Here is a 25,780-nt window from a genome sequence, read left to right on the forward strand (position 1 = left end):
GAGTTTAATCTCTCGTATTTTAAAACATATAAATTATCTAATATAATTATTCATTTGATTTAAAAATACTAATAATGTAACTACTTGATCTTTTTCAAGGGTACTCCCCTGTCTAAATAAAACTTCACAATCATTTTTTAGAGAAGTATCTTGTAATAAATCAATATTTTTATAAAACTGTTCTTCATAAAAGTCACTCAAATATTCATTTGTTCTATACCAATAATCCATCGGATGCATATGGTTTCTTGAATTCAATTTTAATCCTAATTTGTTTTTAATTAATTTAATACCTGCAGCTGGAATACTCGTCCACGGAACTGGAACCCCTTTAACAGTTATTACTTTTTTGTTTATTTTACCTTTTACTTTTTCATAAACAAAATCTGCAGCTTCGGGATAATACCTATTTATCCATTTAATGTAAATACTGTGCCCTTTTCTATAATCTAGCGGTAAAGATAAGCAAAAATCCATAAAATCAATATCTAAAAATGGAGAAATAGTCTCAGTATATTGAAACATAGGTTTTAATCCAATGTTGACGCCTGTAAAGCCCCTGTTATAAAATTTAAAGATCTCTTGATCCTCCAAATGAAAGGCCTTATCTATATTGTATTCTACCTTATCAATAAGTTTAGTAGAATATGCCCCGGCGCCTGGTTTAAAACTTTGTCGTTCTCCATTATCGTAAAAAGTTCCAATTATTACGTCACCAATTTGCCCTGTATGAATTATACCGTATTTATCTAAGTTAATATTACTAACCATACTTAATGTATGTGCAATAGTACAAGCTTGACTCCTAGCTCCCGATATTTGGACTGACTCATCAAAGTACTTATAAATATAGGTTCCATTATCTAATGCTTTAAACATCCACTCTGTTTTTAATTTATCAGAAATTTGTTTAGGTACTTTTTCATCCAAATAATCTGTTTGAGAGAAAGTATAATTGAGCATATTAGTATATCCCATAGTATGAGCAACCCAGGCAGTCATCCTAGAGTCTAATCCACCACTTAACGCCACCAGGTGTTTATATCCATACTCTAGATCCTTCTCAAATGATCTTTTAATTGCATTTTTAAAATAACTATCTAATTTTACTAATGCTTCTGCCTCTGAAATATCAATAGACTTATTACTTAAAACATAATAGCATTTTTTTTCAATTTGACTTGTAGAATAACGGATATAGTGTCCTGGTGTTAACCTATATACCTCTTCAAATAAAGTTTCATTACACAAGACGTGAGAATGTGTCATTAAGCTATAAGCCGCATTATGATTAATTCGAAATCTTTTACCAGTTTTTTTATGAATTAACCTTATAAGTACTTCAAATTCAGTAGCGAAGTAAAGTGTGCTCTCTTTCTCATGAATGTGATAAAAAACCTCTTTGTCCCCAACATGATTTGTATACAGAGTAAATATATTTTCTTCTTTGTTAAAAAAAACACCCGCAAAACTACCTCTAAGCTTTTGGAAAAATGCTTTTGAATTTGCATTGGACATCTCATTTAACAACATTGCTATTCTATCTTCATCAATATTATATTCTCTATACAAATCACTCTTGTTTAAAATTACGCCATCTAAAATATGAAAATTATTTTGATCTTCATAAAATGTTTTATCTCTTTCAAATTTCTTAACTGCATTTCTAAAAAACTTTCCATATAACATTGAAGTAGTAACTACCGCTTCCTCTTCAATTAAATAGCTATTTTTATCAATAATCTCATAAACATTAACATCCCTATCTAATACCTCTTTTTTATTTGAAATAAAGCCAAAAAAGCCAGGCATCACACTCAACTCACTTTAACTAAAATTTTTAGTTATAACTTTTATTGTGAACTTTTTATAATCTTTTCATATAACGAAAACACTTGATCTAACGAATTATAAACATTATATTTCATATTTATTTTTTCAATATTGTATTTTTTTATCGAATTAGTAGTTGAATTATCACTCAATAGGTCGATAATTTTATTTTTTAGCTCATTTATATCTCCAGGCTTAATAATAAATCCATTTTCCTTCTCAACTACTGAAGGAATAGAACCAACAGAAGTGGATATAATCGGCAAACCATAACTCATTGCCTCTAAAATAGACATTGGCATACCTTCATTATAAGAAGGCAATACATAAATAATACTTTTCCGATAAATTTCCTCTATTTTCTTGTCATCTGAAATCCAACCAGGCACAATAAATAAATCATTTAAACCTAAATCATTAATCCTTTTTTTTACTTTTTCAATCTCACCATCACCAGCTAAAACAAATTTATACTTACTATCTATTTTCCCCTTTAATTTTGCTCCAACTTCAATTAGGTCATAAGTACCTTTTCTCTGAGAAAGCACCCCCATTGTCGTGATATATATTTTATCATCCAAACTACCATTGATTTCTTTCGGAAAAACCGCATTATCTAATGATACAACTTTAGTTGTACAGATAGACTCGTAATACTCTTTCCATTGTTCCCCTAATGCTAAAATTACAGTTACTTTATTTAATGTATCTATAATTTGTTTCTTACGATTATCATCACTTTCATTATAAAAATCTTTAAATTGCGACCCGTGCATATGTAACACAATAGGTATACACTTATTATTCAAAAGTTGTATGATATATCTTTTTCGAATGAAACTACCTCTGTAAGACATATGAATATGTGCAACATCATATTTTTGGTTTAATACATTAATTTTAATGAATAGCTTTATATACTGGATTATAAAATACATTATGTTTACAAAATGATTAAACCCATAATAGGTGGGTAAATATTCCAAATTAACCTTTTTCCCAAGACCAGCTTGCATATAGTTTTTTACCACTCTAGTAATCCCACCTGTTACACGTAAATGAGATCCGATCATGATAACATTCATTGATTCACCTTTTTCTAATCTTTTTCATATGTAGAGTTATTTATACTAAATTAAATTTAAGTTTTCAGATGTAACATTATATGTTCTTCGCTAAAAACGTCTCTAATATTCCAATAATATTATTAGTATTAGATTCATATTTTCTAAATTCCATACATTTTACAGCCTCTAATGCATTTCCTAATTCATCAACATCTGAAATCCCATATATCAAATTAGAATTCGTAAACTGCTCTATTATTTCAAATTGATGATTATCTACGTGTTCGCCATATTCTACAGTTCTAGGAACACCAATCACTTTTTTTTCCTTTTTTACACCATTAATAATAGACCCAGTTCCTCCATGAGTAACAATTATTTCGCTCTTCTCCATTAAGTCTAAAAACTCTTCCTTATTTAAAAATTTCTTATATGGATAATAGCGTGGTTCATATGTTGAATAACCAATTTGAGCAAATACTTCATCAGGTTTTATTTTCTCCACTTCAACCAAATGGTCAATTGCTTTTAACAACCTATTAAATTGAAACTTCTGTGACCCCACTGTAACAAAAATCAATATATTCCGCCCCCATAAGTTGCGTTTGGGTAAAACTTTTTCATTTCTTCCCATTGAACTAAGAACAAATCTGCATGCTTATACATTAGCTTACCAGTAATGGTTGGCGAAGTTATCTTAGAAAAAGACTCAATAAATATTAATTTTTTCTTAAACAACTTTGCTAATATGCACATTGGCACCGTTGCTAGTGCACCAGTTGAAATAACGACATCTGGTTTTTCCTTTAATAAAATAATTAAAGTTTGTACAAGTAAAATTATAAATTTAAAAAAGAAGGTAATTTCTCTTCTATTAATTTGAATTACATCATAATGTTTAATACCTTTAGGATTGAATTGATAATTTGTTTTCTCTGTTAAGATAAAACTTTCATTTTTTTCCATCATAGGATAAAGCATCATTAATTGTTCTAAATGTCCTCCAGATGAAGCAGCAAAGCATATTTTCAATGTTCTCCCTCTTTCAATGACCTACCCTAAAAAGGTAGTAAAATAGCCTTTGTATTGTTCAAATTATACACGTACAAGATTTTTAATAACCGACTTTCTTCCCACTGAATAGTAATTTATATTCCTATTTTGAACATCACTTAATGAAAAACAGTTTCTACCATCATATACATTAGCTTCTTTCATATTCTTCTCAAATGTCTCTAATGATATAGATTTAATTTCTTCCCATTCCGTTAAGATAAATACAATATCAGTATCTTTAATCGCTTCAATAACATCACTTACATACTCTACTTCATCAGGTAATTCTTTCTTCGCGTTATCCAATGCAATCGGATCGTATGCTTTAACGCGAGCACCCATTTTAATAAGATCTGGAACAATGACTAACGAAGCTGCTTCACGGATATCATCCGTATTTGGTTTGAAGGTTAAACCTAGTACCCCTACTTTTTTTCCTTCTAATGTTCCAAAATCACTTATTGCTTGATCAATTAGCTTACGTTGCTGTTTATTATTAAGCTCAATAACTGCGCTTAGCAAGCTAAAATCATACTCTACATTTTCTGCGATTTTCTTAAGTGCCTTTGTATCTTTAGGGAAACAAGAACCACCATAACCGATACCTGCTTTTAAAAACTGATTACCAACACGACTATCTAGTCCCATTCCCATTGCTACTTCTTCTATATCCGCGTTTACTTTTTCACAAATATTAGCTATTTCGTTTATAAATGAAATTTTTGTAGCAAGAAATGCATTTGATGCGTATTTAATCATCTCAGCACTACAAGTATTCGTACGATAAATTGCTATTCCAAATGGCTTGTTAATCTCTTCAATTAAGTTTCCTGCTTCTTCATTATCCGCACCAATTACAATTCGATCCCCATGAAACACATCATAAACAGCTGAGCCTTCACGTAAAAACTCAGGGTTAGATACAACTTCTACATTAACTTTCTTTTCAACCAAACGCTCTTCAATATACGATTTAATTTTATGGTTTGTTCCCACTGGCACTGTACTTTTAACAACAACTGTAACATCTCTTGTAATAGAATGAGCAACATCTTCACAGACTTTATAAATATATGTTAAATTAGCTGAACCGTCTTCCAACTCCGGTGTACCAACAGCAATATATATAGCATCAGCCTCTTTATATACATTTCTATCCGCAATTTCAAAAGACAATGTCCCGCCAATTAAGTTCTTTTCTATTAACTCTTCAATTCCTGGTTCATAAATAGGAGAAACTCCCTGACGTAACATATTAATTTTCTCTTCATTTATATCAAGACAAGTAACACTATGGCCAATCTCAGCAAGTGATACACCAGTTACAAGTCCTACATATCCCGTACCGACTACTACTATTTTCATCCTTTTGAACTCCCTTATTTTAATCGTATTAAGATGCCCCATTAGATCTAACCATTATTTGAATCGTTCTAAAAATAATTTTCAAGTCATATATGAATCCACGTTTACTTATATACTCTAAATCTAGCTCTACCATTTCTTTAAAACCAACATTATTTCTTTCCGTCACTTGCCAAAGCCCCGTACACCCAGGTGTAACAAGTAATCTCTGTTTATCGTAAGAAGTATATTCTTTCACTTCTCTCGATAGTGGCGGCCTCGGACCAACCAGGCTCATCTCACCTTTCAATACATTAAGTAACTGAGGCAACTCATCAATACTCGTTCTCCGAATTAATTTCCCAATCTTCGTTACACGAGGATCGTCTTTCATCTTAAACATTGCACCTGATACTTCGTTATATTCTAGTAAATCGTCTAATTGCTCTTCCGCATCCGTAACCATCGAACGAAACTTATACATATGAAATTCTTTTCCGTCTTTGCCAACACGAATTTGTTTGAAAAATACAGGTCCCTTTGAATCCTCGTATTTAATAAGTATCGCCACAATGAGGAAGATAGGAGATAATAAAATGAGGCCACATAGCGCACCAATAAAGTCCATGCATCGCTTTGCTGCTAAATAACCTTTACGACCGTTCACATCTTTCAAAATAAGCTCTCCATTATTCCCCTTCTCTGCATCTCCACTTGATACTTTTATCAAGCTCAAAGTTCTCCCACCTCACTTTTTATACATGCACATTCTCTTTCCGCACCAATTCATTCATATACTTCATCAATTCTTCTTTTAATTCATCATGCTGAAGTGCCATTTCAATTGTTGTTTTAATAAAGCCAAACTTCTCTCCAACGTCATAGCGTGTTCCTTCAAAGTCATAAGCAAACACTCGTTGCATTTCATTTAAACGTTGAATGGCATCTGTTAATTGAATTTCTCCGCCCGCACCTGTTTGCTGGTTTTCTAAGAACATAAAGATTTCTGGTGTTAAAATGTAACGACCCATAATCGCTAAGTTAGATGGCGCTGTTCCTTGTGCTGGTTTTTCTACAAATTGACACACTTGATAGCGACGGCCATTTTGCATAGTTGGATCGATAATACCGTAGCGATGTGTTTCATTGTCTGGCACTGTTTGGACACCGATGACAGAAGCGCTTGTTGCTTCGTATTCATTTATTAACTGACGTAAGCATGGTGTTTCCGCTTGGACAATGTCGTCGCCAAGTAATACTGCAAATGGTTCGTTCCCGATAAACTTTCGCGCACACCATACTGCGTGTCCTAGCCCTTTTGGTTCTTTTTGACGTATGTAATGAATATTAATTTTTGAAGATTTTTGTACTTTTTCTAAAATTTCATATTTACCTTTTGCTAATAGATTTTCTTCCAGTTCAAAGGAATGATCGAAATGATCTTCAATTGCACGTTTTCCTTTTCCTGTTACGATAATGATGTCTTCAATGCCAGATTCAATTGCTTCTTCTACGATGTATTGAATTGTCGGTTTGTCGACAATTGGTAACATTTCTTTTGGCATTGCTTTCGTTGCTGGTAAGAATCTTGTTCCCAGTCCAGCCGCTGGAATAATTGCTTTTTTTACTTGTTTCAAAATAATTCCCCCTAATCACACTTTTTTCTCTATATCCATCTATAATAATATTAAAAATAAAAACCCTAGCTACAGTGTCCTTATGCACAACTCCATAGCTAGAGTTTTTATAAATTATATTGGGCATCTAACCCATCCTCACGCCATGCTCCCGACGACAAGCGTCTAAGGTAGGTTGAAATAAAATTTCTACCCACAGCACAACCGAGTGCCTCCGTTGATAATGGTTAGGAGACATCACCATTGCTTACGTTAAAAAATACCAAATAATTTTTTACGACGAATTTGTTGTGGATCTTCTTTATAGATCATCTTACCACTTATAAACAAGTATGGATTTTCCTTGAAATCCATGAGCGTATTTGCGCCAAATTCATTTTCAATCACATCATAGCCGGCTTGTAAATGAAATGCTCTTGTCGTTGTGTTATGCGCATCCGATGCAATCATATGGGTTAAGTTATGTTCAACGAGCTGCAGTGAGAATTTTTTAATTTTCTTACCGAAGTTTCCAAGTAAACTCCCTGCTGTTACTTGTGTTAACGCTCCTTTATTTACGAGGTTATATAACTTATCTGGCTGCTCGATTAATTCGGCATTACGTTCGGGGTGAACAATAATAGGAATCATGCCCTTTACTCGTAATTCGTATAACATTTGTTCAGCATAACGTGGTACGTGATTGGATGGAAATTCAATTAATATATATTTATTCGTTTCATTCAATGTGAGAATTTTGCCAGCTTCATAATCTGCTAATAAATCCCCGTATAAACGAACTTCTTGACCTGGTAACACAGTGAGAGGAATATCATGTTCTTGGAGCGATTCATTTAATTGTTTTACTTGATGAAGAATCTCTGCACGCTCATTCATATATTTGCCGTTTTGATGATGCGGAGTTGCAACGATCGTATGAATACCTTCTGCCGCTGCTTTTTGTGCCATTGCTAGACTATCCGTTAACGTCCCGGCCCCATCATCAATACCAGGTAAAATATGACAATGCAAATCGATCATTGTCCTCACCCTTTCTTCTTATGAATTTTCAAGATAAAAGAGAAGTGCGCCGCGCGCACATCTCTTTAGTTTGCACCGTAGTAGTAATATAAGCTCTGTTCACGTTCACGATCGTTCAGAATAACACCTAGCAACTTGCCTTTTGCAGATTCTAATAATGTTTTTGCCTTTACTGCTGCTTCTTTTTCTGTTTGTTCACTACGTACAACAAGTACAGATGCATCACATTGGCTCGCCATAATTTGTGCGTCCGTAACTGGCAAGATTGGCGGCAAGTCGAAGATTACTAGATCATATAAGCTGTAAGTTTGACTAAGCAGTTCTTTCATCGCATTTGATCCAAGTAGTTCGGCAGGATTTGGCGGAATTGGGCCAGATGGGAGAAAATCTAATTTATCTACTGCTGTTTTTTGAATACATTTTTCTAATCGTTCACCAGCTGTTAATACATTTGTTAAACCGAAAATGTTCTCAATGTGAAACATTTGGTGCGTTGCTGGTTTTCGTAAGTCTGCATCGACAAGTAGTACACGCTTTCCTTGCTGGGCAAATACAACAGCAATATTTGATGTTGTCGTCGTTTTCCCTTCACTTGGATTCGCAGACGTCACCATTAAGGAACGAATTCTCATATCTACTGAGGCAAATTCAATATTCGTACGAATGTTGCGATATTGCTCAGAGATTGGTGATTTCGGCTGATTGTATGCAATTAATTGACGGCGTTGACGATGATGTTTCTTTTTCTTAAATAAGCTTTTAAGAACCAATTGTTTGCCCCCTCACTTTCTTCGTTGATGCTGCACGTGATTTCTTTCCTACTTCTTCTCCATCCATACGTGCAACGATACCGAGAACTGGTAATCCTAGTAATTTCTCTACATCTTCTTCTTTCTTTACAGTGTTGTCTAAATATTCTAGTAAGAATGATAGTCCAACAGATGCCATTAACCCTACAACAAACGCAATCGCAATATTGATCATCGGACGCGGCTTAATCGGAGATTGATTTTCTGCCACTTCTGCTTTCGATAAAATAGTTACGTTATCTACCCTCATAATTTTGGCAACTTCAACTTTAAATATTTCCGCTGTTGTGTTTGCAATATCACGTGCTACTTTTGGATTTTTATCTTGCGCTGTTACCGTTACCACTTGCGAATCTTTCTCATTAGCAACTTCAATCTTTTTATTTAAGTCTTGCGTTGTTATATTTAAACCTAGCTTTTCTTTCACTTGATCTAAAATAACAGGACTTTTAATAATAACCTTATATGTATTGGTCAATTGAACATTCGTCTGAACTTCATTAAATTGAATCGCTGCTCCTTCTTGTTTCTTTTGGTTAACAAGAATTTGCGTTGAAGATTGATAGATTGGTGTCATAAAGAAAAAGCTCACAATCGCACTAATGATTGCTGCTCCAAATGTAATAGAAAGAATCATTGCGAAGCGCTTTCGTAAAACTTGAAATAACTCTTTTAAACTAATCGTTTCTTCCATAAGCTCCCCCGGCTCTCATAATTTTACATAACAAAGAGTATAACATAAAAAAAACATAGGGTTTTTATAAAAACATAAGATTTTTATAAAAACCTTTATGCTATTGTCTACTCATGATATTTTTATCCATTTTCCGATTTTTAAAAAACCCTACCTTAATATTACAAAATCAGACTAAATCTGACAACATGCTCTCATGAATTTGTCAATAAACGCATAATAAAAGATCATATATTTATATATATAAGATCATATATTTTTTATACCCCTAAAATATTTATATATACAAAAAACCTAGGAGTCAATAAATTTTACCTAGGTTTCTTATTTTTGTCATTAATAATATCCATATGTATGTTCGGATCGCGGTTTCGCATTAAGCACAACACCGAGCAATGTTGTATTTGTGTGATGTAATACATTTTTCGCTTTTAACGCTTGCTCTTTTTCAGTTTTTCCGCTGCATAGTACAAGTACCGTACCTTCGCATTGATTGGCAATAACTTGAGCATCTGTAACGGCAAGAACAGGTGGTGTATCGAACAGAATGAGGTCATAATATTCCTTTGCTTCTTGCAGTAATTCACCCATCATTGTTGATCCTAATAATTCTGCTGGATTTGGCGGGATAGGTCCGCATGGTAACAGATGTACGTTTTCTACATCTGTTTTTGCAATGCACCCCTGTAACGTTCGTTGTTTTGATAATACATCTGTTAATCCAAAAACAGCGTCAACATGAAATAGCTGATGAAGAACTGGTTTTCGTAAGTCCGCGTCTATAAGCAATATTTTATCTCCTTGCTGTGCAAAAGCGACAGCAAGATTGGCAGTCGTCGTTGTTTTTCCTTCTCCGGGATTTGCCGATGTAACGACAAGAGAACGAATCTTTTGATCAATAGAAGCAAATTGTATATTTGTTCGGATATTACGATATTGTTCGGCAAGAACAGATTGCGGCTTTTCATATGCAATAAGTTTCCGCTTTGATTGCAGACGTTTACGAAAAAACATATACGACATCCTCCTCATAAAGTGAAACTTTAATCAGTGGGGGTTTTCTTCATCCCCCACTGATTATTAGTTGAACCAATCGGGCTTTTACGGGCAGTTTATCTCCCACCTAACTTCTTTGCTTTCGCCGAATTTTGAGGTGGGAGTATTACTGCCCGTTAATGCGGGATAAAAAGTGAAACCTTCATCAACAGGGATTCATTCCCCACTAATCATCAGTACATACTAGAAGTTCTTTCTATCCTTAAGGTGACAATAGCGAGATATACATTTTCCTAGCATAAGAAATCGCAAGCTACTCAACAATTTCTTCCCAAGAAAATACCACATACCAAATCATACAATAATTTACTTATATTAACAATGATATTTTTGAATATACTTTAAATTCAAAAAAGTTAAACGTTTCATGAGAAAATTACAATAAAGTGAAATTGCCATCAGTGGGGGATTTTTTCATCCCCCACTGATGGTTAGCCCGCCCAATCGGGCTTTTACGGGCAGTTATCCCCCACCTATCTTCTTTAGAAAAGCGGAAGTGGTCCGTTCAGAATGTGAGGGGGATGGAGCTTCTGACGTAGAGGTGTTTTTTACCTCGTAGGAAGAAGCGAAGCCACCGAACATTCTAGCCACTGGAGCTGGACAACGATTCTCTCTCAATCTTGAGGTGGGGGTCTTACTGCCCACGAATAGCGGGATAAATAAAAAAACCGTCATCGTCATGACGGTTTTACTCTTTCTTATCTCCAAGCGCAAATGTAATTTCCGCTTCACATGCTACTTCACCATTTACAGTTGCAACTGCTTTTCCTTTGCCAATCGGCCCGCGTACACGTGTCATTTCTACTTCTAAACGAAGCTGATCACCTGGGCGTACTTGTCTTTTAAAACGGCAGTTGTCAATGCCAGCAAAGAAAGCAAGACGGCCGCGGTTTTCTTCTTTCTTTAAAACAGCAATTGCGCCAACTTGTGCTAATGCTTCTACAATGAGTACACCAGGCATTACTGCGTAGTCAGGGAAATGACCATTAAAGTATTCTTCATTTGCAGATACGTTTTTAATACCGACCGCTCGTTTTCCTTCTTCTACTTCAAGAACTTGATCAACAAGTAGAAATGGATAGCGATGCGGGATAATTTCTTTAATTTGCTCTATGTTTAACATCACATCTCGCTCCTTTTTTAGACATTAGTCTTAGTACTAGGTTATATATATTATCCCACTTTGTTTATTATTTGTCATTACAAAAAAACGAAGCAGACTTTTCTGCTTCGGGTTATTTCAAAAAATGCATACACTCTTTCTTCTCTACAAGTTTGGGTATAACAAACATAATTACGGTTCACACGGAGATAGAAAAAGCGTATGCCCAAGTTAGGGGAAGTCTCCCCTCATTTGTCGTATTCGAGTTCATTATAATATAATTATTTATGATATAAAAACGACAAAATTCTGCATTTTTTTCAATTCAAGACGACTTTTCTCTTTTTTTCTTTACTTTTCTCTGTTTTTTCTTAAAATTTTAATATTTTTAAAATAGATGGGGATATGTATATATATTTTTTTAACGATATATCAGAAATACCTTTTTATTTTTTAGCACTGTCAAATGGTGCATTCATGTATCCTACTCATCAACAGACCAATTTTCTTCACCGTTTCCATCTATTTATCTTCTATAACTACGCAAAAAGCCGAAAGAAAAATGTTTTCTTTCGGCTTTTTGCATTTTATGCTTTTTCCCTTATCGCAACGCGCGACGTGGTAATTTATCAATATTCTCTAACATAATTCCTGTTCCAACCGCTACGCAGTGCATTGGATTTTCCGCAATTAATACAGGTACTTTTAGCTCTTCTGCAAGAAGCATGTCAATACCGTGTAATAATGCACCGCCGCCTGTTAAAATAACGCCACGGTCAATAATATCAGCAGATAATTCAGGTGGTGTACGTTCTAATACACCTTTTGCAGCTTGTACAATAACAGCTGCATTTTCTTTCAATGCCTCTGTAATTTCTTCAGAGCATACTGTAATTGTGCGAGGCAAACCTGTTACCATGTCACGACCGCGAATTTCAAGCTCTTCACTACGTGCACCTGGGAACACTGTACCCACTTTAATTTTAATATCTTCTGCTGTACGCTCCCCAATTAATAGCTTATACTTACGTTTAATATAGTTTAAGATCTCCATATCAAACTTATCGCCCGCCATTTTAATGGAAGAGGAGGTAACGATATCGCCCATAGAAAGTACTGCGATATCCGTTGTACCTCCACCAATATCTACAACCATATTTCCACTTGGTTGGAAGATTTCCATACCAGCACCAACAGCAGCTACTTTTGGTTCTTCTTCTAAGTATACTTTCTTACCACCAGATCTCTCAGCAGCTTCACGAATTGCTTTTTGTTCTACAGATGTGATGTTTGTTGGACAGCAAATTAAAATGCGAGGTTTTGATAAAAAGCCTTTTACGTCAAGCTTGTTGATGAAATGTTTTAACATTGCTTCTGTAATTTCGAAGTCAGCAATTACACCATCTTTAAGTGGACGAATCGCTACAATGTTTCCAGGTGTACGCCCTACCATACGTCTTGCTTCTTCACCTACCGCTAATACTTTTCCTGTATTGCGGTCAATTGCCACAACAGATGGTTCATTTAATACAATTCCTTTACCTTTTACATGAATTAATACGTTGGCCGTGCCAAGGTCAATTCCGATATCTCTCGCAAACATTCCTGTATTTTCCTCCTCAATATCTAAATCAGGTTAAACCCGAATTCTTTCTCACCTAATTCCTAATTTTATCATATTCTTTTCTGAAACGTAATATTGAAGAAATGAATTATAGTAAAAAAAGTTTTCTTTTTTAAGAATGTTTGCTAAGTGTCAGATTATTGACGCACGATTTTTTCTGTATCCTCTTTTTGATACTTTTGCTTCGTTGCTTCGCCGCCCCGAAGGTGACGAATTGACTTATGGTAATCAAGAATTTCTTTCACTTCATTTGCGAGCTCTGGATTAATTTCTGGTAAGCGTTCTGTTAAGTCTTTATGCACAGTACTTTTTGACACACCAAACTCCTTCGCAATAACACGAACTGTTTTTCTTGTCTCCACGATATACTTGCCAATCTTGATTGTTCTCTCTTTGATGTAATCGTGCACACCACTCGCCTCCCTAAATTGGATGTGAGAAGGGTGAAATGAGACTCGCTGCATATGACTAAGCTGTAAGTTCGAGTGCTGTTTGTAAGCGTTACACTTTTTAGGATTTATAATGAAATGATTCACGATTTCTCACCTCAAACACTCTCTTTGCTTTGGTTTATACCATTGTATTGCCCGCATTGTATTTATATGCTACAAGTTCTCCATTTTTGCGGACTACAGTGACAAAAATTACATTTTTTTTTGAGAAATCGGTGAAAAATGAATATTTTCCTTTTTGTACACAGACAACAAAAAATGACGCCTTCTAAAAAGCGTCATTCTTCTCGATCAAATTCTTCTTCCAAAAGGCTTTGACGGGGGACTTCTTTCTTGCTTGTAATTAAATAATATAAGGAAAATAAAACAAATAATAAAATAAATGCAATCGACACAACGAACAATAACGACAAAACAATCCCCTCCCTTTAGTTATATATATTCGAGAATTCTGTCCAATTTCCTTGCTATTGCAAGGTTTTTAGAAATACATTTTATTTTTATATAAAAATAAAACCATCAATTCTCGTATAAAGAGTTGATGGTTTTGTATATTACTCTGTTTGCTCAGAAGAAGATGTATCTTCGTTCTCTGCTGAGCTATTTGTTGATTTCTCTTCTTTTTTCTTATCGTCAGCTGAACCGCTTGTTGATTTCTCTTCTTTTTTCTTGTCATCAGCTGAACCACTTGTTGATTTCTCTTCTTTTTTCTTGTCATCAGCTGAACCACTTGTTGATTTCTCTTCTTTTTTCTTATCATCAGCTGAACCGCTTGTTGATTTCTCTTCTTTTTTCTTATCATCAGCTGAACCACTTGTTGATTTCTCTTCTTTTTTCTTATCATCAGCTGCGCCGCTTGTTGATTTCTCTTCTTTTTTCTTTTCTTGCTTTTCAACTTTAATATCCGCAACAGATTTGTCAAAGTAACGCTCTGGGTTTACAGCAACATTATCTTTACGAACTTCGAAATGAACATGATAGCCTGCTTCTTTATTCACTTCGCTTAGCCCTGCTTTCCCTAACACTTCACCTTGATTAATTTTTGCGCCTTTTTCCACTTTCGCATTTCCTAAGCTTTGGTAAAACGTTGTAATACCATTGCCACTGTCAACTGTTACAACATAGCCAAGAAGTGGATCTTTTTCCGCTTTTGTAACTGTTCCGCTTAATGCTGCTGTTACATCAAACTCTTTACCATTTTTCGCTGCAATATCAATTCCTGTATTCGCAGAGTATGTGTTGTTATAAAAAACGAGTGCTTGTTCTTGCTCCTCAGCTGCTGCCTTATCTTCGTAAAACTTCTTCTTTACAACAACTTCTGTGCCATTTGCAGTTGGCATCTTCACGACTTCTGAAGATTTGATTACTGGCATTGTTGGATTTTCACTTTGACTTTGCTGCGTTGCTTCATTTTTCTCAGGCATCTTTTTCGTATTCGTTGCCTGATACCATAATGCAACTGTTAAAATGACCGCTGCACACACAATGTATAGTGTCGGGAATACCCAACGTTTTTGAAACAAATGCACTACTTTTCGAGAAGACTTCTTGTTTTCCCTCTCTCTCATTCTATCATCACCTCAGCAATCATTTTGAACAAGATTCACGCATCCTATACAATCTATAACGAATTACTTTTCGACAAAATTTGTAAAAATATGTATTAGAATTACAAAATTTCCGAGGAAATGATAAAAAAAAAGAAAAAACTGAGCGTTTTGGCTCAGTTTTTAGTCTAGTTGTTTCTTTTTGTAGACGAAGAAACAAATTATCATCAGTGCCGCCATCCAAATGGCGTTATTAATTAAATGCTCTTGAATGGCAGAGAAGCCCTTTCCGTGTAACGCTTTATTGAGAGCCTCTGTAATATGGTTTGTCGGAAGAAACCTAACCGTTTTTATTACAATTTCATTTTTCACAAACCCTTGTAACATCGGTCCCATCATAAACAATAAGAAGACCGGTAGACCTATAATGGATGTCTGCGCAATATTTTGTGATAATAATCCAACAATTGTACCTAATATAATACATAACAATGTACCTAACAGAAGAATTACAACTAACATTCCAATGTTTCCTTTTAAGGTTCCTAAAATTAATAAACTAACAAAGCTTGCAGCTATGACGAATAATATCGTTAATATACTTTTCCCTAAAATAACTTCCAATGGATTTGCCGGTGATAACATCAATACACGTAATGTATGCTTTTCTTTTTCTTCAGCAATAATAATAGCTTGCACATAACATCCTACCATTGTAAGCGTCATTGCAATCGTAAAACCAGCTAAAAATTCTTTATCCGAACCTATATTACTATAGAAAAGAGCGAGTATAATTGGCAGCAGCGCCATAAGTAAAACTTGTGAATTCTTCCCCGCATCATATATTTCTTTCCTTACAATCGCCGAAAACCTCTTCATAGAAAATGTCATCATAATCCCCTCCCAGTTACTTCAATAAAAATATCCCCGAGCGTCGGCTCATAAGAATGAATCGATAGTAATTCACCTTTTTTCATCCATTCTGAAATACGTTTTGCCCCTAATTCATCTTTTTGCACTGTTTCTTTTTTCTTATCTTTTAACACAACTTCAATTTTGTCTTTTGCATATTGTAAACGGAGATTTTCTGGCGTATCAAGTGCAACAATTCCCCCGCCGCATAAGAACGCAATGCGGTCACAAAGTGTTTCTGCCTCATCCATATTGTGCGTTGTTAAGAAGATTGTCGTTCCTTCTTTATTTAAATCTCTTAAGATATTATGAATGTTTTGTACATTCACTGGATCAAGCGCTGATGTTGGTTCATCTAAAAAGAGAATATCCGGCTTGTGAAGAATCGCCCTTGCTAGCGTTACACGCTGCTTCATTCCTTTTGACAGCTTTTTCACTTGTGTTTTTTTATCGTCTAATAAGTTCACTTGTGCTAACACTTCATCAATTCGTTCTTTTGGACAGTCGTATAAGTCACAAAATAATAGTAAGTTATCATAAATGCTAAGTCTTTCATATAGGCCGCTGTTATCTGTTAAAATACCAATTCGTTTATAATCAATGCTTCCTGGTCCTGTAATATCATGTCCTAGCACTTTTACCGTTCCTACACTATGAAGTAACTGAGCCGTTAAGATTTTTACAGTTGTTGTTTTTCCAGATCCACTCGGACCGAGGAACCCGAAGATTTCTCCTTGTTTCACTTCAATATTTACATTGCGAAGCGCTGTTTTGCTGTCGAATGTTTTCATCACGTCTTTCATTTCAATTGCCAACGTCATTACGTCATCCCCTTTGCTTTTCATTTATAGATGAAACTCACTTCAGCGAATTTCGTTTGTTCGTTTCGTTTTTCTTGAGTCAATCATATGAAAAACAAAGGGGCCTTGCAGTAAAATACCGGTAAAAGGAGTATTTTTACCGGTGAATGGAGCGTAGTTTTAGCTCATTGAAACACCATAAGAGGCGAGTGAAGTAATTATTGGGGTTAACGCAGCATACATTTACAGTCCAATTACATCTTTCAGTTCATCCATTCTTCCTTTTGACAGTGGAATCGATGTTTTTCGTTCATCATCAAGAATTAAACTATAACTATTTCGCGTCCACGTAATTACTTCTCGCACACGTTGTAAATTCACGAGATAAGAGCGGTGACACCTGAAAAATCCGAAGCCTTGTAGTCGTTCCTCTAATTCACTTAACGTAAGTGCGCAAGTAAAATCACCGTCACGCACATGAATATGTGTAGTACCATTTTGCGTTTCAATAAATTGAATTTCCATTGGATCTAATAAAATAATTTTATCGTTTACTTTCGCTGGGATACGTTCTAATTTCAGCTGCGGAATCATTTCGATTACCTTTTCGTCTTCCGCTTCTCCCTGTTCTTCTTTCTCAATTTCCACTTTTTTCACGCCATCTTGATGTAATACATACACGTCCTCCGTTAAAGATAAAGCATCCGAAAGAAAGGCAGAAGTAATAAAAATCGCTTTTCCTTGTTCTTTTAACTTCGTAATGACATTTCGAATAATGATTGTACTCTCAATATCTACGTTTTGTTCCGGTTCTTCCAAAATAACAAGATCCGGATTATGTATCATACTCCTTCCAATATGAAGGCGGCGTTTTTCAGAAAAGGTTAACTCCTTTATCTTTACCTCTTTTTTATCTAAAAGACCCACAAGCTGGACAACTTCATCTACCGATAATCCATTACCATACAATCCTCGCAAAAAAATAAAGTAATCTTTTACCGTTAAGCGTTCGTACGCCTCATCATCTAAAAAACAAAAGCCGATTCGAGAAAAAGAATGTTTCCCAAGCGGCTGTCCATCAAATAACACAGTCCCCGTTGATGCTTCTTCTTCTCCCATAATAATGCGGTGCAACGTTTTACCAATATGATTATTGCATTGCAGCACAACACACTGTCCATTCTCGATTTCTAACTGAATAGATGGCAAAACATTCGTCTTTGCCAATTGGTTCAGTTCTAATAACGCCATCCTCTCACCCCTATGTTGTTTTTTTGTTCCATTATATCAGACGTTTTATGGAAATCCGTGATAAAATTCCTAATATTAGAAGATTCGAATTCATACGTAATGCGAGGGGAACAGATTTGCAAAACCACATCATCTATTCCTTTCACGGAAATAGGCTACCTCACATCGAGGTAGCCTGCTTTTACCTTTTTACTTCATCATATAACTCTTCAACTGATCGCGAAGTGCTCGCTTCAAAAACTTCCCGACAGATGTTTTCGGAATTTCTTCTACAAATAAAATATCATCTGGCATCCACCATTTTGGAAATTGGCTTTCTAATAAGTCGTAGAGCTCTTCTTGATTGACCATTTCTCCTTCTTTTAAAACGACACATGCGACAGGGCGCTCTTGCCATTTTTCGTGCGGAACAGCAACGACAGATGCTTCTAATACCTTTTCATGTGTCATTAAAGCATTTTCTAAATCAACGGAGGAAATCCATTCGCCGCCGCTTTTAATCAAATCTTTTGTGCGATCAGCAATTTTAATAAAACCTTCCGGGTCCACTGTTACGATATCGCCTGTGTGCAGCCAGCCATCTTTCATCGATTCTTCAGTGCGTTCATCATTATAGTAGCTGCCAGCAATCCATGGCCCGCGAAGGCAAAGCTCTCCCATTTCTTCACCGTCCCATTTTATTTCACCTTCTTGACCGATGACTTTCATTTCAAGACCTGGGAGTAAATAACCTTGGCGGGAGCGTAACTCATAATACTCTTCTTTCGGTAAATCACGTTGATACGATTTCGGACAATTAATGACAACGGCCGGACTTGTTTCCGTCATTCCGTAGATTTGTCTGAACGCAATTTCATATTTTTCTTCATATGTGCGAACCATACCTTTTGGTGCTGCTGATCCGCCTGACCATATCGTACGGACACTGCTAATATCATACGGATACTTTTCAAGCTCTTGCAGTAAGCCAATCCAAATGGTTGGAACACCGGCAGTAATCGTTACTTTCTCACGTTCAATTAACCCAGCTAAAATTTCCGGGGTAAAGTGCGGTCCTGGTAAGACAAGCTTTGTGCCGAACCATGTGCTTGCAAATGGAAGTCCCCACGCATTTACATGGAACATCGGAACAACAGGCATACACGTATCTGCTTCTGATATGCCCCCTCCGTCTACAAGTCCAAGCGTATAGCTATGAAGTGCAATACTACGGTGCGTGTACACGACGCCTTTCGGTTTTCCTGTCGTTGCGGAAGTATAGCACATACCGGCAGGTGCTTTCTCATCTAAATCTGTTATAAATTGAAATGTTTCATCGCCTTCTTTAAGGAGTTGATCATAATGATATGCTGGTGATAGCGTTGTATGGGGTAATGTATCGTCATCTGTCATAATGATAAATGCTTTCACATGAGGAATTTCGTGTTGAATACTTTCTAATACAGGAACCATATCTTCATCTACCAAAATAATTTTATCTTCGGCGTGGTTAATAATGTAAGAAATGTGTTCCGCGGAAAGGCGTAAATTAATCGTATGTAATACCGCTCCGATTCCTGGAATTGCAAAATATGCTTCTAAATGGCGGTGATGATTCCAGGCAATTGTTCCTACTTTATCTCCTGTCTCAATTCCCATTTTCCTTAATACACTTGCAAGCTTTCTTGTCCTCTTTGCAATTTCTCCGTATGTTAATGTTTGAACTCGTGATGCCGTACGCGAGACAACTTCCTTTTTGGAAAAGTACTTCTCTGCCCGTTCCATCATTGCCGGAATGAGAAGTGGTACATCCATCATCATCTTACATGCCCCCTGTTATCATTGTATATTTAAAGATACAACTGTATTATAACACGACAAACATGTGCAAAAACCAACAATCTTTCTTATCTTTTCTACAAAGTCTGACACAGAATTACAACAATTCTATTTATCCCGCTATTCGTGGGCAGTAATACTCCCGCCTCAAAATTCAGCGAAAGCATTGTCCAGTTCCAGTGGCTAAAATGTTCGGTGGCTTCGCTTCTTCCTGCGAGGTAAAAAACACCTCTACATCAGAAGCTCCATCCCCCTCGGACGAGGCAAAAAGCGCCTCTCCGCCCTGTGCATGGGCGTCCTGCGATTCTGAGCGAGCCGCTTCCGCTTTTCTTAAGAAGTTAGGCGGGAGATAAACTGCTGGCATGCGCCCGATTAGTGAGGGCTGATAATCAGTGGTGGATGAAGAAAACCCCCCACTGATTAAAGTTTCACTTTATTTAAGGCAATGTATTCGTATCAGAGCTACCGTTCGACACACTGTAAAGATCGTTCGATAAAACGAAACATCCATATATAAAAAAGCATAGCGCCACCGCACTATGCTTTCATTTCTTCGCCGTCAATTTCCCCTCATACTGATTCAGGGGTGAAATTGCCACGCCTTTATAATAATGCGCAACAATATCTGTATATGCCTTTCCTTCCTTCGCCATTCCGTTCGCACCGTATTGGCTCATTCCAACACCGTGACCATAGCCTTTCGTTGTGATAACAACTTGATCACCTTGCTGCTTCCACGTGAAATCAGAGGAACGTAAGCCTAATTTGTCCCTTACATCTCTTCCTGTTAATGCCTTTCCTTGAAATTCAACTTCCCTAACGCGCTTTCCCTCCGTGCGTTCTTTAATGTTACCTACATTCCCGTTCGCTAACACTTTCACGCCAAGACGCTTTTGAAAGTCAGCAACAGTAAAAGTTTGTTCACTCGTAAATTTCGGTGCTTGCTGATCCCAAGGACTATTTACACTTTTTAAGTACGGATAGTCACTGCCCCAATAATCTGCGGCATTTTCTGTATAGCCATTACTTGTCGAGAAAAATGACGCTGTAATCGGGCTGCCTTCATACGTTAAAACTTGTCCGGCTGTTTTTGATACCGCTTCTTCAATCCGCTTCATTTTACCTTCATACTCTTTTCCCCATTGTTCTTTTAACTCCCCTTTACTTTTGTACACTTGATTTTCTACCGTATCTGTTACATCCGCTTTATTTTGGAGTTTTTGTCCGCTTAACATACGCTTCACAACGAATGTACGCGCGGTTAATGCCTGTGCTTTTAATGCTTCCATTTCAAAGTTTGCTGGCATTTCTGCCGCGACAACGCCGGCAACATAGTCTTCAATTGAAACCGTTTCGGTCTTTTTTTGCTGACTGCGATACACAGATACTTGCACATCAGTTTTTGCATTTGAAGGAGCTGGTACGTCTTGTGCGGACTTAGGAGCAGAAGGTAAATGATTCTTGCCTTCTTTAACTTTTCCAAACGGAAAAACAAGCATGCTTGGTACGATAATCACTAACGCTACTAACAGCGTTATGATGACGATAACGGGCTTTGTCGTTTTCATTATCTTCCTCCACTATGAAATTAGACTCATTTCATTCTTATGGAGTAAGACAAGCATTTAGAACACGTTCTTTTTCATCTATTTCATGTTTAAATTTTTAGAATTTTCAATGAAACAGGCATAAATATTATGTTTCTTGACTATAACAATAAGAGTACATGAAAAATAGCTTCCATGCCTTTGCATAGAAGCTATCCTTATTAAGCGTGAAGATCAGATACTTGTTGTTCTACTACTTCTTCCACTTGTTCAGTTACACGTTCAATATCTGCACCTAATGCAGCTAACTTGCCGTGGAAGTTTACATATCCGCGGTCAAGATGTTTTAATTCTGTTACGCGCGTATGACCTTCAGATACTAAACCAGCTAAGATTAACGCTGCTGCAGCACGTAAATCTGTTGCTGCTACTTCAGCACCTTGCAGGTTACCTGGTCCGTTCATAATTACAGAACGACCTTCGATTTTAATATCTGCATTCATACGACGGAACTCTTCCACATGCATGAAACGGTTTTCGAATACTGTTTCTGTAATCATGCCCGTGCCGTTTGCTTTCAATAATAGTGCCATCATTTGAGATTGCATATCTGTTGGGAATCCTGGGTGTGGCATTGTTTTAATATCAACCGCTTTTAACTTCTCAGGGCCGATAACACGTACACCTTCGTTTTCCTCAATAATTGTAACACCCATTTCTTCCATTTTCGCTGTAATAGAACGTAAATGTTCTGGTACAGCATTTTCAATTAAGACGTTTCCGCCTGTAATTGCTGCTGCAACCATAAACGTTCCCGCTTCAACACGATCAGGAATAATAGAATGGTTTGCACCATATAATTTATCGACACCTTCAATACGAATTGTGCCAGTTCCAGCACCGCGTACTTTTGCTCCCATTGCATTTAAGAAGTTCGCTAAGTCTACGATTTCTGGTTCTTTTGCTGCGTTTTCAAGAACTGTTGTCCCTTCTGCTAATGCAGCAGCAGACATAATGTTTTCTGTTGCCCCTACGCTTGGGAAATCTAAGTAAATTTTCGCACCTGTTAATTTACCGTCTACATGTGCTTCAACAAATCCGTTACCAACTTTTACTTTTGCTCCCATTGCTTCGAAGCCTTTTATATGTTGGTCAATTGGACGTGAACCGATTGCACATCCGCCAGGAAGTGCAATACGAGCGCGACCATTACGTGCTAAAAGTGGCCCCATTACTTGAACGGACGCACGCATTTTTCTTACATATTCAAATGGTGCTTCAATGTTTAATTTCTTTGAAGCATCAATTGTTACTTGGTTATTCTCAAATACGACTTCAGCATTTAAATGACGTAATACCTCATTAATTGTGTATACATCTGATAATTCTGGTACTTCAGATAGTACATTCTTTCCATCACTCGCTAATAGGGCTGCAGCGATTATAGGTAATACAGCATTTTTTGCGCCCTCTACGCGCACTGTGCCGTTCAACCGCTTTCCGCCACGGACGATGATCTTTTCCAATTTATTCCCCTCCGTGTCCTTTTTTCACATCTATTCAATACTCAGAAGTTATGATCGGTGTGCCTACCACAATTGTATTCTTGTTGTTTGTAGAACGTATTGCTATTTGCACATTGATTTTCTCTTTATTTGTTGAAAGAGCGTCATTCCATTTTTTATTATATGCGGAGACTGACACAAATGCTCTTTCTTCTACTTTTTCAATTACTTTTGCTGAAAAACCCTTCAAAACTTCATTTACTTTATCTTGCAAAACACCTTCAATCTTATCACTGAGCGCACCTTGAATACAAGTATAAATTTTTGGTTTTGTATCAAAAATTTGATTCATTTTATCAATATATTTAGGATTCCATTTTGCTCCGCTCACTTCATATATAATAAAAGTGTTTTCTTTAGTATTTTCCATTGTCCACGTAACTACTAGTCTTTCTTCATAAGAAGAAAAATTTTTTTGTGCAGTTGCCTTGTAGCCATCTTTAGACTGCTCAATTTCCCATTCTTCTACATTTGCACGTTCCTTCAGTTGCTTTAGTAACTCTTCAAACGTATGTATATTCGAAATGGTCTTCGTTTCCCTTGCTAGCCAAGACCAACGCTGAACATCAGCACCGTTCTTCTCTAAAACAGCTATCATACTCTCCATTTTTTCCTGGTCGCTCACAGGTTTCATTTCTCTATATCCAGCTAAAAATATAACCACACTCACGACAATCAACATCATGGCTTGCATTTTTTTCACGTTCATCCCCTCCTAGTCCCCATTGTTGACGGAGAAGGATGGTTCTATACGTTGTACTTTTTTACTTTACAAGGTACGTTAAACTCTTTGAATAGCCTAAATAATCAAGAAAAAAATTACTTACAGATGTGCCGATGGCAATCGTTACAAGAATAAGAAGTACTCTCGTTTGCAGTACTTTCCCCGACTTCATTAAGCGTTCTAGGTGAAGACCTTGCAGCGCCCACCACGTAATGGTAATAAACAGTAAATGCGACACAATTGCGATGAGTGCTTGTTGCCCTAAAATTTGTGCCATAACAGACCGACCCTCCTGCTCTAACGGGCAACTACCCGTATGAACCAGACTGTAGTAAACGAAAATTTACCAAAATAAAAAGTGCAGAGTTTATGCTCTACACTTTCAATTTGTACTATTGTACCATATTCCCAAGAAAGAAGAAATCTTTCATAAGCGGAAAATAATTATAAAAGAAATTGTAACCGCTCGCTGGTAATATACCGAGCACAACTGTTGCAATCGCACAAAGGCTTACAACGATTTTCAAATTAACCGGAAGAACGATACGCTCCTCACTTTCTGCCCGGCGAAAAAACATTTGCTGCAAGATGCGAAAATAGTAGACGAATGAGATAACAGTTGTTCCCATCATAATCGACGCTAGCACGTAATGAGCTGGCTGAACGATGAAGGCCCCTAAAAAGATGTTAATTTTCCCGATAAATCCAGCGGTCCCAGGAATACCAGCAAGTGACAAAATAAAAATTGTCATCATGATCGCAGCAAATGGTGATCGTTTATATAAACCAGCAAAAGCAGATATATTTCCTTGCCCCGTTCGTAAAATGATTCCATGGATAATTGCAAATGCTCCGATATTCATCAGTACATAAGCAAACATATAAAACCACATACTATCCATAAGAAATGGCGACATCGCAACAAGCGGTACGAGTAAATAGCCAGCATGTGCCACTCCTGAATACGCAAGCATCCGCTTTATACTGCGCTGCTTTAGGGCTACGCTATTCCCAACAATCATCGTTACACCAGCAAGAACAGCAATATAGATGCTCATATTGCTAAATAGTGATGCTGCTCCGTTCTGAACAGGAATAGCTGCGAAAGTGACTAAGAAAATACGAACAATCATTACAAATCCAGCAATTTTCGATACGGTCCCTAACAATGCCGTAACAGGCGTTGCTGCTCCTTCATACACATCAGGTGCCCACATATGAAATGGGACAGTCGCAATCTTAAAAGACAAACCGACAAAAAGCAGGATAAACGCAAGTGACAACAAAAGTTGTATACCGCCGCTCACACCTTGCATGAATACACGCTGCATCTCTAAAATATTTGTTGAACCTGTCAATCCGTACAAATAGCTCATTCCAAACAACGTAATTGCTGTAGAAATACCACCGTTTATTACATACTTCATTGCTGCTTCATTCGAAGCTTTATTCTTCTTACGAATACCGACTAAAATGTACGAAGACAATGACAATAGTTCAAGACCGATGAACAGTGTAATAAGATCACTGCTAGATGCCATAAACATCGCGCCAAGAAGTGCCGTTAAAAATAAGTAATAATATTCTCCTAAGTCTTCAATCGGCTGCTTATCATCGCCTTCCACCGCAAGAAGTAATACAAGAATGCCGCCGAGCAATAAGAGCGTTTTAAAGGCTTTTGAAAATCCATCTAATAGGAATGATCCATCTAAAATCGCTCCAGCTGGTGCACCGTACAATGTAACGAGTGCCACAAGTGCGAGTATGACCACACCAATTGCTCCGTACGATAAATTCCGGCGCTGAAACGTTTGTTTTGCAAACAAATCCAGAAGCGATAGAAGAATAGCCCCGCCAAGCAGGATGAATTCTGGCGTCATTAAATGCCATGATAAGCCTAGTAATGTTTTCATATCCACCTT

General features: G+C 36.6%; 25 protein-coding genes. All 25 read right to left on the reverse strand.

The genetic code is table 11. The features are described 5' to 3' along the window. Nucleotides 1-33: 33 nt before the first annotated feature. The 25 genes from MR076_RS01325 to nuoN all read right to left on the reverse strand — a co-directional run bounded on the left by MR076_RS01325 (nucleotide 34) and on the right by nuoN (nucleotide 25,771). Entirely contained in the window at nucleotides 34-1,812 is a 1,779-nt protein-coding gene (locus MR076_RS01325; RefSeq protein WP_242217012.1) for an asparagine synthetase B family protein, read from the reverse strand. 41 nt (nucleotides 1,813-1,853) lie between these two features. Next, a complete protein-coding gene (locus MR076_RS01330; RefSeq protein WP_242216868.1) occupies nucleotides 1,854-2,918 on the reverse strand; it encodes a glycosyltransferase family 4 protein in 1,065 nt (354 codons plus the stop codon). A gap of 76 nt (nucleotides 2,919-2,994) precedes the next feature. Further along, entirely contained in the window at nucleotides 2,995-3,480 is a 486-nt protein-coding gene (gene pssE, locus MR076_RS01335) for a PssE/Cps14G family polysaccharide biosynthesis glycosyltransferase (protein WP_242216870.1), read from the reverse strand. Next, the gene (pssD, locus tag MR076_RS01340; protein WP_242216872.1) at nucleotides 3,477-3,932 is read right to left on the reverse strand and encodes a PssD/Cps14F family polysaccharide biosynthesis glycosyltransferase; all 456 of its coding nucleotides are present in this window, start codon (nucleotides 3,930-3,932) and stop codon (nucleotides 3,477-3,479) included. Before pssD ends, pssE begins: the two co-directional genes overlap by 4 nt. A 63-nt stretch (nucleotides 3,933-3,995) precedes the next feature. Continuing rightward, the gene (locus MR076_RS01345; RefSeq protein ID WP_242216874.1) at nucleotides 3,996-5,321 is read right to left on the reverse strand and encodes a UDP-glucose dehydrogenase family protein; all 1,326 of its coding nucleotides are present in this window, start codon (nucleotides 5,319-5,321) and stop codon (nucleotides 3,996-3,998) included. 28 nt (nucleotides 5,322-5,349) lie between these two features. After that, entirely contained in the window at nucleotides 5,350-6,036 is a 687-nt protein-coding gene (locus tag MR076_RS01350) for a sugar transferase (protein ID WP_277928288.1), read from the reverse strand. A gap of 19 nt (nucleotides 6,037-6,055) precedes the next feature. Next, the gene (gene galU, locus MR076_RS01355) at nucleotides 6,056-6,937 is read right to left on the reverse strand and encodes a UTP--glucose-1-phosphate uridylyltransferase GalU (RefSeq protein ID WP_242216878.1); all 882 of its coding nucleotides are present in this window, start codon (nucleotides 6,935-6,937) and stop codon (nucleotides 6,056-6,058) included. A 252-nt stretch (nucleotides 6,938-7,189) separates the two neighbouring features. Further along, nucleotides 7,190-7,957, reverse strand: a complete 768-nt coding sequence (locus MR076_RS01360; protein ID WP_242216880.1) for a tyrosine-protein phosphatase — start codon at nucleotides 7,955-7,957, stop codon at nucleotides 7,190-7,192. 65 nt (nucleotides 7,958-8,022) lie between these two features. After that, nucleotides 8,023-8,727 (reverse strand): CpsD/CapB family tyrosine-protein kinase, encoded by a 705-nt coding sequence (locus tag MR076_RS01365; RefSeq protein WP_242216882.1) that lies wholly within the window; start codon nucleotides 8,725-8,727, stop codon nucleotides 8,023-8,025. Then, the gene (locus tag MR076_RS01370; RefSeq protein WP_242216884.1) at nucleotides 8,717-9,460 is read right to left on the reverse strand and encodes a YveK family protein; all 744 of its coding nucleotides are present in this window, start codon (nucleotides 9,458-9,460) and stop codon (nucleotides 8,717-8,719) included. The genes MR076_RS01365 and MR076_RS01370 overlap by 11 nt, the downstream gene beginning before the upstream one ends. A gap of 336 nt (nucleotides 9,461-9,796) precedes the next feature. Beyond that, nucleotides 9,797-10,474 (reverse strand): CpsD/CapB family tyrosine-protein kinase, encoded by a 678-nt coding sequence (locus MR076_RS01375; RefSeq protein ID WP_242216885.1) that lies wholly within the window; start codon nucleotides 10,472-10,474, stop codon nucleotides 9,797-9,799. A 730-nt stretch (nucleotides 10,475-11,204) separates the two neighbouring features. Next, nucleotides 11,205-11,639: a 3-hydroxyacyl-ACP dehydratase FabZ gene (fabZ, locus tag MR076_RS01380; RefSeq protein ID WP_035430592.1), complete on the reverse strand. Its 435-nt coding sequence runs from the start codon at nucleotides 11,637-11,639 to the stop codon at nucleotides 11,205-11,207. A 580-nt stretch (nucleotides 11,640-12,219) separates the two neighbouring features. Next, complete coding sequence (gene mreB / locus MR076_RS01385) at nucleotides 12,220-13,221, reverse strand: rod shape-determining protein (RefSeq protein WP_242216887.1); 1,002 nt, start codon at nucleotides 13,219-13,221, stop codon at nucleotides 12,220-12,222. A 158-nt stretch (nucleotides 13,222-13,379) separates the two neighbouring features. Next, entirely contained in the window at nucleotides 13,380-13,652 is a 273-nt protein-coding gene (spoIIID, locus tag MR076_RS01390) for a sporulation transcriptional regulator SpoIIID (RefSeq protein ID WP_020061467.1), read from the reverse strand. Nucleotides 13,653-13,972: 320 nt separating this feature from the next. Next, a complete protein-coding gene (locus tag MR076_RS01395) occupies nucleotides 13,973-14,107 on the reverse strand; it encodes an ABC transporter ATP-binding protein (protein WP_242216889.1) in 135 nt (44 codons plus the stop codon). Nucleotides 14,108-14,248: 141 nt separating this feature from the next. Then, nucleotides 14,249-15,262 carry a stage II sporulation protein SpoIIQ gene (locus MR076_RS01400; protein WP_242216891.1) on the reverse strand — a complete coding sequence of 338 codons (1,014 nt, stop codon included), beginning with the start codon at nucleotides 15,260-15,262 and terminating at the stop codon, nucleotides 14,249-14,251. 162 nt (nucleotides 15,263-15,424) lie between these two features. Beyond that, nucleotides 15,425-16,132 carry an ABC transporter permease gene (locus tag MR076_RS01405; protein WP_242216893.1) on the reverse strand — a complete coding sequence of 236 codons (708 nt, stop codon included), beginning with the start codon at nucleotides 16,130-16,132 and terminating at the stop codon, nucleotides 15,425-15,427. Continuing rightward, nucleotides 16,132-16,974 (reverse strand): ABC transporter ATP-binding protein, encoded by an 843-nt coding sequence (locus MR076_RS01410; RefSeq protein WP_242216894.1) that lies wholly within the window; start codon nucleotides 16,972-16,974, stop codon nucleotides 16,132-16,134. The genes MR076_RS01405 and MR076_RS01410 overlap by 1 nt, the downstream gene beginning before the upstream one ends. A 222-nt stretch (nucleotides 16,975-17,196) precedes the next feature. Further along, entirely contained in the window at nucleotides 17,197-18,204 is a 1,008-nt protein-coding gene (locus MR076_RS01415; RefSeq protein ID WP_242216895.1) for a LytTR family transcriptional regulator DNA-binding domain-containing protein, read from the reverse strand. 189 nt (nucleotides 18,205-18,393) lie between these two features. Continuing rightward, entirely contained in the window at nucleotides 18,394-20,004 is a 1,611-nt protein-coding gene (locus MR076_RS01420) for a long-chain fatty acid--CoA ligase (RefSeq protein WP_242216896.1), read from the reverse strand. A gap of 563 nt (nucleotides 20,005-20,567) precedes the next feature. Continuing rightward, nucleotides 20,568-21,590, reverse strand: coding sequence for a stage II sporulation protein D (gene spoIID, locus MR076_RS01425; RefSeq protein ID WP_242216897.1), 1,023 nt, complete (start codon nucleotides 21,588-21,590; stop codon nucleotides 20,568-20,570). Between the two features lie 200 nt (nucleotides 21,591-21,790). Further along, a complete protein-coding gene (gene murA / locus MR076_RS01430; RefSeq protein WP_242216898.1) occupies nucleotides 21,791-23,095 on the reverse strand; it encodes a UDP-N-acetylglucosamine 1-carboxyvinyltransferase in 1,305 nt (434 codons plus the stop codon). 34 nt (nucleotides 23,096-23,129) lie between these two features. Continuing rightward, nucleotides 23,130-23,828: a YwmB family TATA-box binding protein gene (locus MR076_RS01435; RefSeq protein ID WP_242217014.1), complete on the reverse strand. Its 699-nt coding sequence runs from the start codon at nucleotides 23,826-23,828 to the stop codon at nucleotides 23,130-23,132. Between the two features lie 70 nt (nucleotides 23,829-23,898). Further along, nucleotides 23,899-24,135 (reverse strand): DUF1146 family protein, encoded by a 237-nt coding sequence (locus MR076_RS01440; RefSeq protein ID WP_242216899.1) that lies wholly within the window; start codon nucleotides 24,133-24,135, stop codon nucleotides 23,899-23,901. A gap of 115 nt (nucleotides 24,136-24,250) precedes the next feature. Further along, nucleotides 24,251-25,771 (reverse strand): NADH-quinone oxidoreductase subunit NuoN, encoded by a 1,521-nt coding sequence (nuoN, locus tag MR076_RS01445; protein ID WP_242217015.1) that lies wholly within the window; start codon nucleotides 25,769-25,771, stop codon nucleotides 24,251-24,253. Between the last annotated feature and the right edge of the window lie 9 nt (nucleotides 25,772-25,780).

The organism is Bacillus cereus group sp. BfR-BA-01380, from assembly GCF_022663535.1.
GTDB lineage: Bacteria > Bacillota > Bacilli > Bacillales > Bacillaceae_G > Bacillus_A > Bacillus_A cereus_BB.